The 14,655-nt window shown below is 68.2% G+C and carries 14 protein-coding genes; 9 read left to right on the forward strand and 5 right to left on the reverse strand.

Annotated elements, in window-relative coordinates:
- Positions 1 to 107: 107 nt before the first annotated feature.
- The 8 genes from ACIQ7H_RS20200 (at position 108) to ACIQ7H_RS20235 (ending at position 7,643) form a co-directional block, all read left to right on the forward strand.
- Entirely contained in the window at positions 108 to 992 is an 885-nt protein-coding gene (locus tag ACIQ7H_RS20200; protein WP_395794959.1) for a putative peptide maturation dehydrogenase, read from the forward strand.
- Between the two features lie 356 nt (positions 993 to 1,348).
- Positions 1,349 to 1,960 carry an RNA polymerase sigma factor gene (locus ACIQ7H_RS20205; protein ID WP_395794935.1) on the forward strand — a complete coding sequence of 204 codons (612 nt, stop codon included), beginning with the start codon at positions 1,349 to 1,351 and terminating at the stop codon, positions 1,958 to 1,960.
- Between the two features lie 11 nt (positions 1,961 to 1,971).
- The gene (locus ACIQ7H_RS20210) at positions 1,972 to 2,352 is read left to right on the forward strand and encodes a hypothetical protein (RefSeq protein WP_395794937.1); all 381 of its coding nucleotides are present in this window, start codon (positions 1,972 to 1,974) and stop codon (positions 2,350 to 2,352) included.
- Positions 2,340 to 2,705, forward strand: coding sequence for a hypothetical protein (locus ACIQ7H_RS20215; RefSeq protein ID WP_395794939.1), 366 nt, complete (start codon positions 2,340 to 2,342; stop codon positions 2,703 to 2,705). The genes ACIQ7H_RS20210 and ACIQ7H_RS20215 overlap by 13 nt, the downstream gene beginning before the upstream one ends.
- A complete protein-coding gene (locus ACIQ7H_RS20220) occupies positions 2,698 to 3,387 on the forward strand; it encodes a DUF3106 domain-containing protein (RefSeq protein ID WP_395794941.1) in 690 nt (229 codons plus the stop codon). The genes ACIQ7H_RS20215 and ACIQ7H_RS20220 overlap by 8 nt, the downstream gene beginning before the upstream one ends.
- A gap of 218 nt (positions 3,388 to 3,605) precedes the next feature.
- Positions 3,606 to 4,109 (forward strand): hypothetical protein, encoded by a 504-nt coding sequence (locus ACIQ7H_RS20225; protein WP_395794943.1) that lies wholly within the window; start codon positions 3,606 to 3,608, stop codon positions 4,107 to 4,109.
- 80 nt (positions 4,110 to 4,189) lie between these two features.
- Complete coding sequence (locus ACIQ7H_RS20230) at positions 4,190 to 6,112, forward strand: DUF1800 family protein (protein ID WP_395794945.1); 1,923 nt, start codon at positions 4,190 to 4,192, stop codon at positions 6,110 to 6,112.
- A 13-nt stretch (positions 6,113 to 6,125) separates the two neighbouring features.
- The gene (locus ACIQ7H_RS20235; RefSeq protein ID WP_395794947.1) at positions 6,126 to 7,643 is read left to right on the forward strand and encodes a DUF1501 domain-containing protein; all 1,518 of its coding nucleotides are present in this window, start codon (positions 6,126 to 6,128) and stop codon (positions 7,641 to 7,643) included.
- 133 nt (positions 7,644 to 7,776) lie between these two features.
- On the opposite strand, the gene eda is transcribed toward ACIQ7H_RS20235, so the two are convergent.
- The 4 genes from eda to zwf form a co-directional block, all read right to left on the reverse strand.
- On the reverse strand, positions 7,777 to 8,427 hold the full coding sequence (gene eda, locus ACIQ7H_RS20240; RefSeq protein ID WP_395794949.1) for a bifunctional 4-hydroxy-2-oxoglutarate aldolase/2-dehydro-3-deoxy-phosphogluconate aldolase: 651 nt from the start codon (positions 8,425 to 8,427) through the stop codon (positions 7,777 to 7,779).
- 58 nt (positions 8,428 to 8,485) lie between these two features.
- Positions 8,486 to 10,300 carry a phosphogluconate dehydratase gene (gene edd / locus ACIQ7H_RS20245; RefSeq protein WP_395794961.1) on the reverse strand — a complete coding sequence of 605 codons (1,815 nt, stop codon included), beginning with the start codon at positions 10,298 to 10,300 and terminating at the stop codon, positions 8,486 to 8,488.
- A 317-nt stretch (positions 10,301 to 10,617) separates the two neighbouring features.
- On the reverse strand, positions 10,618 to 11,343 hold the full coding sequence (gene pgl, locus ACIQ7H_RS20250; protein ID WP_395794951.1) for a 6-phosphogluconolactonase: 726 nt from the start codon (positions 11,341 to 11,343) through the stop codon (positions 10,618 to 10,620).
- Positions 11,333 to 12,799 (reverse strand): glucose-6-phosphate dehydrogenase, encoded by a 1,467-nt coding sequence (zwf, locus tag ACIQ7H_RS20255; RefSeq protein WP_395794953.1) that lies wholly within the window; start codon positions 12,797 to 12,799, stop codon positions 11,333 to 11,335. The genes pgl and zwf overlap by 11 nt, the downstream gene beginning before the upstream one ends.
- A gap of 154 nt (positions 12,800 to 12,953) precedes the next feature.
- Here zwf and ACIQ7H_RS20260 point away from each other — a divergent pair, with 154 nt between their 5' ends.
- A complete protein-coding gene (locus ACIQ7H_RS20260; protein WP_395794955.1) occupies positions 12,954 to 13,706 on the forward strand; it encodes a GntR family transcriptional regulator in 753 nt (250 codons plus the stop codon).
- 111 nt (positions 13,707 to 13,817) lie between these two features.
- On the opposite strand, the gene ACIQ7H_RS20265 is transcribed toward ACIQ7H_RS20260, so the two are convergent.
- Positions 13,818 to 14,126, reverse strand: a complete 309-nt coding sequence (locus ACIQ7H_RS20265) for a hypothetical protein (protein WP_395794957.1) — start codon at positions 14,124 to 14,126, stop codon at positions 13,818 to 13,820.
- Between the last annotated feature and the right edge of the window lie 529 nt (positions 14,127 to 14,655).

The following is a 14,655-nucleotide window of genomic DNA, read 5'->3' on the forward strand; positions in this document are numbered from 1 at the left end:
GGCGCGTCTGCTTCTTCTTCGCCGTGTAGGCCAGAGAGTCGAAGGTGGTCTGCTTCATGGGGTGACTGTCATGTGGGTGATGCACAAATTCTACCAGCCGGGCTGGGATAAAACAGAGGTTCCCTAACTTGCTTGCATCGACATGGAATCCCCTTGCTGCGCTCGCGCATCGCCATCTGCGGTGGCAAGGCGTCGATGTTGAAATCGAGGCTCCCGGAGGTCTCCCAACAATCAGCGATGAAGCGCTTCGATCACATCTGGGCGCACCACCGTCGCCGACGCTAGAGCGTGCCGACGAGCTTGAAGCCTTACTGCTGCCGCCACCCTCGCAGGAGTCACCCGCGCAGCGAAGACAGCGCAGCACCTGTCGCAACTTCGACCCCAGCCGAGCACTCTCGCTTGATCAGTTCGCGCAGATTCTGCACACCGTCTACGGCGCCCAAGGCCACAGCATCATCTCCGGCGTTCCAGTGCTGAAGAAGAACAGCCCCTCCGCCGGCGGGCTGCATCCGGTCGAGGCATATCTGTTGGTGCAACATGTGGAAGGCGTTGAGCCGGGCCTGTACCACTACCGCCCGGACACGCATGTGCTTGAACCGTTGAAGGCCTTGACTGCGATCGAGGCGCGCGAACACGCGCGCGTGTTCGTCGCGCACCAGCCCTGGTTCGTCGATGCCCATGTGCAGGTGATCCTGGCTGCGCGCTTCCAGCGCAACTTCTGGAAGTACCGCAACCACGCCAAGGCCTACCGCGCGGTGATTCTCGATGCCGGCCATCTGTCGCAGATGCAGTACATGGTCGCCACCGAGCTGGGCCTCGGTGCATTCATCACCGCCGCGATCAATGAGGGCGATATCGAGGACGCCTTCGGGCTCGACCCCATGCAGGAAGGTGTACTGGCAGTCACCGGCTTCGGCTACCGCGGTGAGCGCATGGACGTGCTGGAGTTCGATCCGCTGCAGAAGGTGTGGCCGGAGTGGCAGCCGGAGTAGCGCTGCGCGACAGCGCCGCGCAGCCTCTGAGCTCGGGACGCGTGGCGCTTCTCGGGAACGATTGCCGATGCCGCCCGCAACGCGTCCCAGGGCCGCTCGGCCACGGATGCACCAATCTGCTGAGAGCTTCGACAACCGAACTCGCGTCTTGGCTTGATAGTCGTGGCCAACGCGCGGAGCGCCCTGCCTGCCACCGCGCCAGGAATCGCTCTGCACCGCCACACGCCACCGCAAACCCGCCGAAGCGATCCAGTCGGCGCGTGCGGAGAAAGACTCCCGCGCTCTGATCCGGCAAACCTGTCAACGCCCCACCCGCTCGCGCGTTGAACCCGCCACACCCACGGCAGGTTTGGCCCATGCCCGCCAACTCAGGCACGCTCGCGTTTCGACTGGATGGAAGCTCCGCGCTGGATACCGCAACCGCACCGCTGCAACGCAACCGCTTCGCCGCGCTGGATGCGTTTCTGCGCGGGGTGGAGCGGCGTGCGCTGCGGATGGCTGAGCTGTCCTGCGGGCAGCGTGAGGACGCGCTGGATGTGGTGCAGGATGCGATGCTGGCTTTCAGCCGGCGCTATGCCGGGCACGATCCGGCCGAGTGGGCGCCCTTGTTCCACCGCGTACTCGACAGCCGGATCATGGATCACCATCGGCGCGGCCAGGTGCGCTCGCGCTGGCGGCTGTGGCTGAAGCCGCGCGAGGACGACGAGTCCGATCCGCTGGAGCAGATCGCCGACCCGCAGCAGCCCGAGCCGTGGATGCGGCTGTCGGATGAGCGCCTGATCGGCGCATTGGAGGTCGCCTTGCGCGCGCTGCCGATCCGCCAACGCCAGTGCTTCCTGCTGCGCGTGTGGGAAGGCCTCGATGTGGCGCAGACGGCGGCAGCGATGGGCTGCGGCGAGGGCAGTGTGAAAACCCATCTGTCGCGGGCGCTGGCGCGCCTGCGCGAACATCTGCACGACTGGCAGTGAGGAGGCCGGACATGGACACACCGCAGACGCAGCACGGCAAGGATCCGTCCGCCGACACCGCTCGGCTGCGCGCGGTGTTGGAGCAATCAGCGCAGACACTCGATGCGGCCACGCTCTCGCGCCTGAATCGCGCGCGTCAGGCGGCACTGGCCGCGGCTGCTCCGGCGCGCCAGCGTTGGGTGTTGCCGCTGCGCTGGGGCATAGCGCTCGCCGTCAGTGCCGTACTCGCCGTGGTGCTGCTGCCGGCGCTGCAGGCCCCGCCCGTGCCGGCGCCAACCAGCAGCGAGGATTTCGCCATGATCGCGGCGGATGTCGAGCCCGCCCTGCTGGAAGACCTCGAGTTTTACGCCTGGCTGGACAGCCAGACCGAGGAAGATGCGTGGGAGGGCTGAGCCCGCGCGAAGGAGCCGCAAGGCGGCTGCGGCCGGGGCTGCTGCTGGCCTTCGGCATGGTGTGCGTCGTGCCGCTGCAGGCTGCCGACCGCGTGGCACCCAGCGACGTCGAGCTGCTGCTGTTCCTCGCCGAGTTCGCCGATGCCGAGGGTGAAGTGCCGGAGCTCGGGCTGTTGGAACAGGCTGCCGAGGACGTCCAGAACGCGCAGCAGATGAACGCAACGCCGGCGGACGACGCCGACCCGACGGCAGCAACGGCGCAGCCTGCGATCGGGCGCAACGAACAAGCACCCCGCCCCATCAACACAGATCGTCCGCGCCTGCGCGGTCGCGCGGAGCACCAGAATGACTAGGCGCCCTCACTTGATCCTTTGGCCGCTGTTGGCCGTGCTTCTTCTGGCAGGCATTTCCGTGCCGACGGCGGCAGCCGCCGAGGACGCCGGCTTCAAGGCCCTGCCACCGGCCGAGCAGCGCGCCCTTGCACCGTTCGAAGACAGTTGGGGCAGCCTGGATGAGGCCACCCGCGAGCAGATGCGGCGCGGCGCTCAGCGCTGGCTGACGATGAGCCCGGATCAGCGCGCGCGCGCCGCCGAACGCCTGGCCGAGTGGCAGCGGTTGGCGCCGGATCAGCGCGAACGCCTGCGGGCGGCCCTTCAGCGCTATCGGACGCTGACGCCCGAGCAGCAGGAACGTCTGCAGCGACGCTTCCGTGAGTTCCGGAACCTGCCGCCGGAACAACGCGTCGAGCTGCGGCGGCGCTTTGAAGGCATGAGCCCGAACGAGCGTCGCGCCTTCCTGCAGGGCGCCGAAGCCATGCGTCGCAGCACGCAGGCGCGCCCGCCAGGCCCCTTCGCTCACCTGCCGCAGGACCAGCGCGAGGCCAGCTGGGCGATGGTGCGCGGCCTCAGCCCCGAGGCCCGACGCGCCCTGCGCGCCGAGTTCGAGACCCTGCCGCCCGAACAGCGCGAGCTGCTCCGGCAGGAACTGATGGCGATGACGCCGGCGCAGCGCGAGGCGCGTCTGCTGCGCCGCTGAGGCGCTCACGCAAGGCCAGCCGATAGCGAGTCGGCGAGTGCGTCCGCGAGCCTGCTCTGGATCACCCGGGCCGACGCGCCTGGGCCACGAGTCGCGCATGAGCCTGGTGGTGTTGGAATCGACCGCGCCGCCCGCCGACCACTTCATCGCGGACAGCGGTCAACCGTCGGCGTCCGACTGCGTTCAGACCGACGACCTCCGCTGCCGAGCGCATCGACATGTCTGTCTTTCGTATTGCCCGTCCGCTGCTCGCGATGGGCTTGAACCTGCTTCTGCCAAGCGCCTTCGCCGCCAGCGGCTGCGCCGATCTCGACACTGTTCCGATCCGCTACGACGTCGAATGGCCCGAAGTCTGGCAACGCCTCAACGACGAAGCCGGCTGCGCTCAGAACTGCCATCTTGGCAGCGCACCGGCGGGTGATCTGGATCTGTCGGTTCAACGCTTCGGCGTGCTGTTCCTGGTCGGCCAGCCCAGCGCGCTGGCGCCTGAGCTGATGCGGGTCGAGCCGGGTGATCCCGCTGCCAGCCTGCTGGTGCAGAAGCTCAACTGCAGCGCGCCTGATGCGGGCCAGTCGATGCCGCCCGGCGGCGCGGTCTCGCTGGAGCTGCAGGCGCTGATCCACGACTGGGTGCGGCGCGGCGCGCTGGGCGAGCCGGTCGAAGACCCGATCCCGCGTGACTTCATCTTCGGCGCCCGCTTCGAGTCATCCCGTCCCTGGTGAATCCGTGTCAACGCGGGGAACGCCCGCGCGTTGATCCCCGCACCTCCCGCCCACTGCGCCCTGCGCGCTCGAGGACCGTCATGTCGATACGCCACGTGTGTGTGTTCGTCCTGTTGCTGGCCTGCGCTGCGGCAGCTCCACAGGCCCGCGCGGAAGCGCTGTTCGGCGGCGACGGCGGCGCTTTCGAATCGCCGCCGCCGGCGCCGCGGAACGAAGCCGAAGCGGCCCGGTTCCTGCTGCGTGCCGGTTTCGGCGCGCGACCGGGTGAGGCCGCAGCGCTGATGCAGCAGGGCTATGCCGGCTGGTTCGATGCGCAAATGGGCGCGGCGATCAGCCTGCAGCGGCCTGCAGTCGAGAACTCCATTGCCGCCGCCGTACTGGTTGATCCGCGCAACGGCCCGTTCTATCGCCGCCTGCGTGTCGAGCAGTGGTTCCGCACCCAGTTCGACGCGCCCGACGTGCTGCGGCAGAAGGTCGCCTACGCGCTGTCGCAGATGCTGGTCGTCAGTGATGCCGACGGCAGCCCGCTCGACGGCGAAGTGCAGATGGTCGCCGAGTACAACGATCTGCTGCTGCGCCACGCGTTCGGCCGCTACGAGGACCTGCTGCGTGCGGTCACCCGCAGCCCGGCCATGGGGGGTTACCTGAGCCATCTGCGCAACAGCAAGACCGACTGGAGCTACACCAACGGTGTCCTCGGCCCCAGCCCCCTGAGCCCGGACGAGAACTACGCCCGCGAAGTGATGCAGCTGTTCTCGATCGGGCTGATCGAACGCGCGCTCGACTTCAGCCCGATCATCGGCAACGACGGCGAGCCGATCCAGACCTACGACCAGGCCCTGATCGGGTCCACCGCACGGGTGTTCACCGGGCTGGCATTCGCCTGCACGGGCCCGGCCAGCCCCGGCGGCGTCGCCATCAACCGCAACTGCGGCTGCACCGGCAGCGCCTGCAACTTCTCGACCCTGCTGTACGCGCAGGCGCCGCCCTCCTACCAGGGCACCGGGCTGGTGCATCCGGATCGCTATGCGCCGATGGTCTGCTATCCGCGCTACGCCGACACCGGCCGCAGTGCGACCGTGGTCGACAACTATGCCGTGCTGCCGGCGCCGCATGACCGCAAGGAACTGCTGGCGGGCATCACTGTCGGTCCCAGCCCGGTGGCCTGTCATGCCGGCACGCCCGCACAGGACCGTCAGGCCTGCATCGACTACTGCGACGACCAGGTCGATACCGTGGTCGCCAGCTTGGCCGCACATCCGAACACCGCGCCGTTTGTGGCGCGTCAGCTGATCCAGCGCCTGGTCACCAGCAACCCCTCGCCCGGCTACATCCGCCGCGTGGCCGAGACCTTCGAGGACGACGGCAGCGGCGTGCGCGGCAACCTCGGCGCCGTGGTGCGCGCGGTGCTGTTGGACGCCGAAGCGATGAACAACCAGCCGGGCCCCGAGTTCGGCAAGCTGCGCGAACCGATGCTGCGCCTGCTGGCGGTGTGGCGGGCGTTCGGCGCCCAGCCCGGCAGCAGCGGCCTGGTCGGCATCAACACTCCGGAGCGCGCCTATCAGCAGCGCCCTCTCGGGGCGCCCTCGGTGTTCAACTTCTACGAGCCCGACCATCAGCCTCCCGGTGAATTCGCCGATCGCGGCCTGTACGCGCCGGAGCTGCAGATCGTCAACGAGACCAGCGTGGTGACCGCCAGCGACGACCTGTGGGCGCGGCTGTGGGCGGGCTATACGCGCAGCGGCCAGACCACCACCAGCTTCAGTGTGCCGGCCAACCTCGCCTATCTGCCGCCGGCCGCGCTGGAGTCTCTGCCCGCCGATGCCGCGGGTCTGGTCGAGGCATTGAATCAGCGCCTGCTCGCGGGACGCATGTCGGCGCAGATGCGCCAGCTGCTGACCGATCTGGTGAGCGGCCCGATGGCCGTGACCGACCAGCGCCGCAAGGCGCTCAACCTGATCCATCTGATCGCGATCTCGCCCGAGTTCGCCCTGCAGTTCTAGAAGGAGCCTTCGCATGAGCATCGTGATCAGCACACCGAAATCACTGGCCCGCCGGCGTCTGCTGACCGGCCTGGGCTGCGCGCTGGCGGCGGCCGGCACCGGCGCCTTCCTGCCGCAGCTGTCCCTGCTGCCGAGCGCGCACGCCGCTCAAGGCACGGGCGGCGGCGACTACCGCGCCCTGGTCTGCATCTACCTGGCTGGCGCCAACGACAGCTACAACCTGCTGACGCCGCGCGACAGCGAACTTGCGGGCAGCCGCTACGACGTCTACCGCAGTTCGCGCGGCGGCGTGTGGTCGGGCGCCAATCCGGCCGGGCTCGCGCTCGGCTTCAACGATCTGCTGCCGATCACAGCGCAGGGTTCGGGCAGTGCCTTCGGCCTGCATCCGGCCTGCGCCGATTTCGATCTGTCGGGCCCGCGCAGCGGCTTGAAGAGTCTGTTCGACGGCGGTCATCTGGGCTTCGTCTGCAACACCGGCCCACTGGTGCGGCCGCTCAGCAAGAGCGAATACAACGCCGGCGCGCCGCGACCCAAGCAGCTGTTCTCGCACAACGACCAGGAACTGCTCTGGCAGCTCGGCCTGACCGACACCAACAGCCCCCTGGCCAAGTATGGCTGGGGCGGCCGCGTGGCCGCGCAGGCCGGCTTCGCGCCGCTGCCGAACGGGCTGTCATCGGCGATCTCATTGGCCGGCAGCGCGCGCTATCTGGTCGGTGACGGCGTGCTGCCCTACCAGCTCGACAGTGGCGGCGTGAACCTGTTGGACCAGTACAGCCAAGGTGCCGCCAGCAACAACTTCCCCGAGGCACGCCGTGCGGTACTGGATGCCCTGCTCGGCGCACCGCAGTCAAACCCGTATGCCCGCGAATTCGCAGCGACCACCGGGCGCAGCCTCGCCGTCGGCGAAGCCCTGTACGGCCTGCTGGAATCACCGGATGGACAGCTCGCCACGCCCTTTCCCGTCAGCAGCCTCGGCGGCCAGCTGGCGATGGTGGCGCGCATGATCAAGGTCTCACGTAGCCTCGGCGCGCAGCGCCAGGTCTACTTCGTACGCTTCGGCAGTTTCGATCTGCACAGCGGCATGTTCGTCGCCGGCCAGCCGGTCGCCAGCACGGGACACGGCGCCTTGCTTACGCAGCTCAACCAGGCGGTCGGCGCGTTCTGGGATGCACTCGGCGAGCTCGGCGCGCGCAGCGAGGTCACCACCTTCAGCATGAGCGAGTTCGCGCGCACCTTGTCAGGCAACGGCAACGGCAGCGACCACGGCTGGGGCGGCAACCAGTTCGTGCTCGGCGGCGCGGTAAACGGCGGCCGCCTCTATGGCCGCTACCCGGATCTGCAGCTGGATGCCGACGACAACGCCAATCAGGACTGGAGCTTCTCGCGCGGCCAGTACATTCCCACCACCGGCGTTGAGCAAGTCGGCGCCACCCTCGCCCGCTGGATGGGTGTGACCGACTCCAGCGCACTGGATGCGATCTTCCCGAACCTGCCGAACTTCGCCAGCCGCGATCTGGGGTTTATGGCGTAAGGCGAAGATTGGCGCTTCAGATCGCACGAGTCGTTTGAGTCGGGACCCAGTACCACCGGCGCCTCGCCGCGGCCGCCCTACAAAATCGGGAGAGCGGGAGAACGCGCCGGACTCCGGCAAGCCGGGGCCCGGCCTACCCGCGTTTCAGCCCCGCCGCCTCACGTGCCAGAGCCTCGATGCGCGCGTAGTCGCCGGCCAACAGGGCCGACTCGGGTGTCAGCCAGCTGCCGCCGACGGCGCGGATGTTGGGCAGGGCGAGGTACTTCGGTGCGTTGTCGAGGCTGATGCCGCCGGTGGCGCAGAAGCCGAGCTGCGGCAGCGGACCGCCAAAACCCTTCAGCGCATTGACGCCTCCGGCCGCTTCGGCCGGAAAGAACTTGAGCAGTCGATAGCCCTCTTCCAGCAGTGCCATGCACTCGCTCGCGGTCGCCGCACCCGGCAGCCAGGGCAGCGCGTGCTCGCGTGCGGCGGCGAGCAGCTTTGGGCTCGAACCCGGCGATACCGCGAACTGCGCGCCGGCTTCGAGCGCGAGGTCAAACTGCTTGGGCTCGATCACGGTGCCGACGCCGACCACCGCGCCCTCGACCTCGGCCGCGATCGCGCGCACCGCGTCCAGCGCTGCCGGCGTGCGCAGGGTGACTTCGATCGCCGGTATGCCGCCGGCGACCAAGGCGCGCGCAAGGTCCACCGCCTGCGCCAGGTTGTGGACCACCACCACCGGCACCACCGGCGCCAGATCCAGAATGGTGGCCAGACGATGGGTGTGCGATTCGAGCAGATTCATGGGTTCAACCTTGGGCTGATGAGCCGCCTGCCGGAAGAGGCAGGCGCTCGGGTGGGGATCAGGCGTTCAACAGTACATTGGCGCCGCCGTCGGCCGGACCGACCGCCGCGCGGAAGGACGCGAACAGCTCGCGGCCGAAGCCGAAGTGGTAATGCTCCAGATCGGTCTGCGCCGGTTCGCGCGCGGCGAACTCGGCGGGATCGACGGCGACATCGAGCCGACCGTTGATCGCATCCACCGTCACCACATCGCCGTCACGCAAACGTGCCAGCGCCCCGCCCTTGGCGGCCTCGGGTGTGACATGGATCGCCGCGGGCACTTGCCCGGACGCGCCCGACATACGGCCATCGGTGACAAACGCCACGCGGAAGCCGCGCTTCTGCAGCACGGTCAGCAGCGGAGTCAGCTTGTGCAGCTCGGGCATGCCGTTGGCGGCCGGGCCCTGGAAGCGCAGCACCACGATCACATCGCGCTCCAGCTCGCCGCGCTCGAACGCCGCCTTGACCTCGTCCTGCTCGTGGAAGATCCGCGCAGGTGCGGTGACCACCATGCGGTCGTCCTGCACCGAGGACACCTTGATGCAGGCGCGACCGAGCGGGCCCTGCAGCAGGCGCAGGCCGCCATCCGCACGGAATGGCGCAGCGACCGGACGCAGCACGCTCTCATCCGCACTCACTGCGGGCTGCGGCGCAAAGCGCAGGGTGGCGCCGTCGAGCACCGGCACCTGCGCGTAGTCGGCCAGGCTGCCGCCCCACACCGTGCCTGCATCCAGATGCAGCAGGCCCGCGCTACCCAGCTCACGGATGATGAAGCCCATGCCGCCGGCCTGGTGAAACTGGTTCACATTGGCGCTGCCGTTCGGATAGATCCGCGCCAGCAGCGGCACCGCATGCGACAGCGCATCGAAGTCGTCCCACGTGATCTGGATACCGCCGGCCGCCGCCATCGCCACCAGATGCAGCAGATGGTTGGTGCTGCCACCGGTGGCGTGCAGGCCGACCACCGCGTTGACGAAGCTGCGCTCGTCGATGATCTCGCCGATCGGGCGGTAGTCGCCGGCGCTGCTGGTGATCTCGAAGACGCGCTCGATGGCAGCGCGGGTGAGCGCTTCGCGCAGCGGCGTGTTGGGGTTGACGAAGCTCGATCCGGGCAGGTGCAGGCCCATGATCTCCATGAACATCTGGTTGGAATTGGCGGTGCCGTAGAAGGTGCAGGTGCCGGGGCTGTGGTAGCTGGCTGCCTCGGCTTCCAGCAGCTCCTCGCGGCCGGCCTTGCCCTCGGCGTAGAGCTGGCGCACCCGCGATTTCTCGCTGTTCGGCAGGCCGCTGGGCATCGGCCCGGCCGGAATGAACAGGGTCGGCAGATGCCCGTACGCCAGGGCGCCGATCAACATGCCGGGCACGATCTTGTCGCAGATGCCCAGGCACACCACGGCGTCGAACATGTCATGCGACAGTGCGATCGCAGTCGACAACGCGATCACGTCGCGCGAGAACAGCGACAGCTCCATGCCGGCGCGGCCTTGGGTCACACCATCGCACATCGCCGGCACGCCGCCGGCGACTTGAGCCGTGTGGCCCAGCTCGCGCGCGAGGCTACGGATCAACTCGGGGTAGCGCTCGTAGGGCTGGTGGGCGCTGAGCATGTCGTTATAGGCGGTGACAATGCCGAGGTTGGCAGTCTGCACACCGCGCAGGCGCGCCTTGTCGGTGTCGGCGCAGGCTGCAAACCCGTGCGCGAGGTTGCCGCAGGACAAGGCACGTCGATGGGTACTCTCGGCGCGGGCGCGGCGGATGCGCTCCAGATACACGCCGCGGGTCTCGCGGCTGCGCTCGATGATGCGACGGGTGATCTCGTCGAGGACGGGGTGCAGGGGGACGCTGGGGAGTGTGGCGGTGCTCATGAAGGCTCCGGATCAGGCGAATACAGCGCTAGGGCCGCTGTTCACCCCTCTCCCCGTGGGAGAGGGGACGGGGGAGAGGGTTCGGTCGGAGCGTACGCCCCACATCGAGCGCGAGGTGCTTTCAAGAGCACCTCGGCAGTTACCGGCGTTTGGACGTCTGAGGGCTCCCGGACCCTCTCCCCAACCCCTCTCCCATGGGGAGAGGGGCTCGACAGCGAGTTCCGAGCAAGCGTCCAGCGCGTCATGCGCTTCGACGATTCCCCACTCCCGACTCCCCATTCCCGGCCTCAAGCACACGTCCACACATCCACCGCCCGCTCACCCGCCGCCAGCACCTTCGCGATCGGCAGTTCGCCGCGCGCCAGCGCCTCGCGCAGCACGGTCTGCTTGGCCGCGCCCTCGATGTGCAGATGCAGATGCCGAGCGGCCGCCAGTACCGGCAGGGTGAAGGTGATCCGCGGCTCGGGTGCGCCGGGCGCGTGCATCGGCAGCAGTACACGGACTCCGGCGGGATCAAGCGCGGCGTCGAGCTGGTCGCCTCCCGGAAACAGCGAAGCGGTGTGGCCGTCAGCGCCCATGCCGAGCACCAGCACGTCGATCGGCAGCAGGCCAAGGAAATCCTGCTCCAGCAGCACCGCCCCCGCGTCCGGCCCCTGATCCTCGATGTGCAGCGGCAGGAATCGCGCCGCCGCAGCCGCATTCACCAGCAGGTGCTCACGCAGCAGACGCGCATTCGAGCGCTCGTCGGTCGCCGGCACCCAGCGTTCGTCGGCCAGGGTGATGTCGACGACACTCCAGTCGATCTCGGCCTTGGACAGTTCAGCGAAGAAGCGTTTCGGCGTACTGCCGCCGGATACCGCCAGCAGGGCGCGACCGCGTGTACGCAAGGCCGCCTCCAGTTCTGCAGCGACGCGCTCAGCCAGGCCGCGCGCCAGTTCGGCGCCGTCCTTGAAGACGCGCTGCCGCAGCTGCGGGATCTGCAGCGGCACGTCGCGGGCGCGCTTACTCGACATGGTCGCTCCAGGTGCGGCCGTCGCGCTCGATCAGGGCAACCGCCGCGCTCGGGCCCCAGCTGCCGGCTGTATAGGGCTTGGGTGGATCTTCGGATCCGCCCCACGCAGCCAGGATCTGATCGGCCCAGACCCACGCCGCCTCGACTTCGTCGCGGCGCATGAACAGCATCGGGTTGCCGCGCACCACATCCATCAGCAGACGCTCGTAGGCGTCGACATGGCGCATGCCGCTGAAGGCTTCAGCGAAGCTCATGTCCAGCGGCACGTGGCGCAGGCGCAGGCCACCGGGGCCGGGCACCTTGTTGGTCAGCCACAGGGTCACGCTTTCGTCCGGCTGCAGACGCATCACCAACCGGTTCGGCGTGATCGGCCCGGTCACGCCCTCGAAGATCGAGTGCGGCACCGGCCGGAACGTCACCACGATCTCGGACACGCGCTCGGGCATGCGCTTGCCGGTGCGCAGGTAGAACGGCACCCCGGCCCAGCGCCAGTTGGCGACTTCGGCCTTCAGCGCGACAAAGGTCTCGGTGCGCGAGCTGCCGCCGAGTTCGTCCGGATAGCCGGGCACCGCCTGGCCGTTGACGGCGCCGGCACGGTACTGACCGCGCACGCTCATCAGGCTGGCATTGATCGAGGTGATCGGCTTCAGCGCGCGCAGCACTTTCAACTTTTCGTCGCGGATCGCATCGGCCGAGAAGCTGGCGGGCGGCTCCATCGCGACCAGACACAGCAGCTGCAGCAGATGGTTCTGGATCATGTCGCGCATCGCGCCGGCGCGGTCGTAGTACGGCGCGCGGCCCTCGACGCCGACGGTTTCGGCCACGGTGATCTGCACGTGATCGATGTGCTCGGCTTTCCAGATCGGCTCGAACAGCGCGTTGGCAAAGCGCAGCGCGGTGAGGTTCTGCACCGTCTCCTTGCCGAGGTAGTGATCGATTCGATAGGTCTGCAGCTCGTTGAAGCAGTGGCCCACGGCGTCGTTGATGCGCGCCGCGCTGGCGAGGTCGGTGCCGATCGGTTTTTCGATCACCACCCGCGAGGACGGGCCGTTCAAGCCGCAGTCGCGCAGGCGCTCGCAGATCGGCACGAAGATGTCCGGCGCGGTGGCCAGATAGAACACGCGCACGCGCTCACCGGCGGCGAGGATCAGCTGGGTGACATCGTCCCAACCGGATTCGCGGCGCACGTCCAGCGCGCGGTAGTCGAGCAGGGGCAGAAAGCCATCGAGCAGTTCGGGGCCGGCGGCGTGCTTCAGCGATTCGCGTACGCGCTGGCGATAGCCGTCAGCGTCCAGGCCCTCATCGCGGGCGACGCCGATGATGCGGGTGCCGGGCAGGATCTGGCCGTCAGCGAAGCGGTGCAGCAGGGCCGGCAACAGCTTGCGCAGGGCGAGGTCGCCGGTGCCGCCGAAAATGACCAGATCAAACGGATCGGCGGGAACCATCGCCGGGCTCATGCGCTACCTCATCAGGCGGGGAAAGTGGTCCGGTCTGCTGGGTCGACGCCCAGCGGCATACCAATCAGATCCGGTGGTCTGCAAATTTACCCCTTTTCAAGCCTGTTTCAAGCGGCTTATTCTGATCCCGGTATCCGATTGGTATTTTATACGTATGCATCGACTCATCGCCGAGATGCTCACCCAGACCGACGTGTCGCCGATCGGCAGCCGCCCGCTGGCCTATATGCGCCTGCGCGAAGCGCTGCGTCGTCTGATCGAAAGCGGACGCCTGGCACCCGGCCAGGCCCTGCCCGGCGAGCGCGATCTGGCCGAGAGCCTTGAACTGTCGCGGGTCACCGTGCGCCGCGCGATCAGCGGCCTGGTCAAGGACGGCCTGCTGGTGCAGCGCCAGGGCGCCGGCACCTTCATCGCCGATCGGATCGTCAAGGCGATCAGCAAGCTGTCGAGTTTCACCGACGACCTGCGCGCCCGAGGCCTGCGTCCGCGCTCGGTGTTCCTGGAGCGCGAAACCGGCGAAGTCACGCCGGCCGAAGCGATGGCGTTGAACCTCTCGCCCGGCGCGCGGGTGGTACGCCTGACCCGACTTCGTTATGCCGGTGACGAACCGCTGGCGCTGGAGCGCAGCGCGGTGCCGCAGGAAATCCTGAGCGATCCGAATCTGGTCGAGGATTCACTCTACGAGGCGCTCGACACCCTGGCCGGGCGGCCGGTGCGCGCGCTGCAGCGGCTGCGCGCGATCGCCTTCACGCCCGAACAGGCCCGACTGCTGCATCTGCAGCCGGGCACGCCGGGCCTGTACATCGAACGCCGCGGCTTTCTGCGCGACGGCCGCGTGGTCGAGTTCTCGCGTTCGTACTACCGCGGCGATGCCTACGACTTCGTGGCCGAGCTGCACAGCGACTGAGCCGGCGCAGATTCATCCTGCAGAGTCGGCGCACACCGGGCGGTCAGTGAACTGATCACGCGCTGCACGCGGTGCGGGCATGCGACATCGGCGATCCGCCGCCGCGTGGCCTCAGTCGGCGTCGGCAGGACCGTAGCTGAGGAAGTAGCCCTCCACGTCTTCGTTCTCACTGTTGATCTCGACACCGATCAGGCCGAAGCCGCGCTCCGCGAACGCGGCGTGGCAGGCGTTCATGTGCGCCGCAGCGCGATCGGTGCGGCCGCCCCAGCCCGCATCCAGATAGAACGTGTGATAGCGCTGGGCCGCAGCGCGCGCTGCATCCGCGGCTTCGGCGCACTGCTTGTCGGCATTGGCAGCGGCCGCCAACGGCGCCGCCAGCAGAACACACAGGGTGAAGAACGTGATCAATCGGTGCGACATGGGCGATTGCCTGTGGCGTAGGGAGACAAACGCGAGCCTGCATGGGCGGCGAGGATCTGCGCGAGCCTTGCAAGCACGTTCTACAGCTTCCGCCCCAATGCTCCCAACTCAACCATTACCGCGCGGGAGCCTGTCGCGCGTCGGTCGTGGGCGAAACCCGCGCCGTTTTCCGTGTGAATCCTTCAGGACGTAAATCCTGCTGCGGCGCGAGGGAGGTCAAGCCGTTGGGGCTTCCAGCCGCCGCGGACTTCTGAGGCGCTTGACTGCTACTCGCATGCCTGGGGCGTGTGGGGCTTGAGTTGAGAGCCTTGGGACCCGGATGGGCGGTAGACGCATCCAGTGCGCCGAACGTCCGCCAACCTGTGAATTGGCTGGCGCAGAGCGCTTGACGCGTTCTGGATGAGTGGCTAGCTGTCGCATCCCGGACGAATGCATCCTGCATAATCGGTCAGCGCTGCTGGTCGGACGAGAGGTCTTGGTTGGCCTGCTGACCGAGCTTTCCGCTCCGAGGACTGCATGAACATTCGCC

Source organism: Aquimonas sp., assembly GCF_044377145.1.
GTDB lineage: Bacteria > Pseudomonadota > Gammaproteobacteria > Xanthomonadales > Xanthomonadaceae > Aquimonas.

Bases quoted from the DNA above. Each gene is read 5' to 3' on its own strand.
- ACIQ7H_RS20205 (WP_395794935.1), top strand. From the start codon at position 1,349: ATGCCCGCCAACTCAGGCACGCTCGCGTTTCGACTGGATGGAAGCTCC.
- ACIQ7H_RS20210 (WP_395794937.1), top strand. From the start codon at position 1,972: ATGGACACACCGCAGACGCAGCACGGCAAGGATCCGTCCGCCGACACC.
- ACIQ7H_RS20220 (WP_395794941.1), top strand. From the start codon at position 2,698: ATGACTAGGCGCCCTCACTTGATCCTTTGGCCGCTGTTGGCCGTGCTT.
- ACIQ7H_RS20225 (WP_395794943.1), top strand. From the start codon at position 3,606: ATGTCTGTCTTTCGTATTGCCCGTCCGCTGCTCGCGATGGGCTTGAAC.
- ACIQ7H_RS20230 (WP_395794945.1), top strand. From the start codon at position 4,190: ATGTCGATACGCCACGTGTGTGTGTTCGTCCTGTTGCTGGCCTGCGCT.
- ACIQ7H_RS20235 (WP_395794947.1), top strand. From the start codon at position 6,126: ATGAGCATCGTGATCAGCACACCGAAATCACTGGCCCGCCGGCGTCTG.
- eda (WP_395794949.1), bottom strand. From the start codon at position 8,427: ATGAATCTGCTCGAATCGCACACCCATCGTCTGGCCACCATTCTGGAT.
- pgl (WP_395794951.1), bottom strand. From the start codon at position 11,343: ATGTCGAGTAAGCGCGCCCGCGACGTGCCGCTGCAGATCCCGCAGCTG.
- zwf (WP_395794953.1), bottom strand. From the start codon at position 12,799: ATGAGCCCGGCGATGGTTCCCGCCGATCCGTTTGATCTGGTCATTTTC.
- ACIQ7H_RS20260 (WP_395794955.1), top strand. From the start codon at position 12,954: ATGCATCGACTCATCGCCGAGATGCTCACCCAGACCGACGTGTCGCCG.
- ACIQ7H_RS20265 (WP_395794957.1), bottom strand. From the start codon at position 14,126: ATGTCGCACCGATTGATCACGTTCTTCACCCTGTGTGTTCTGCTGGCG.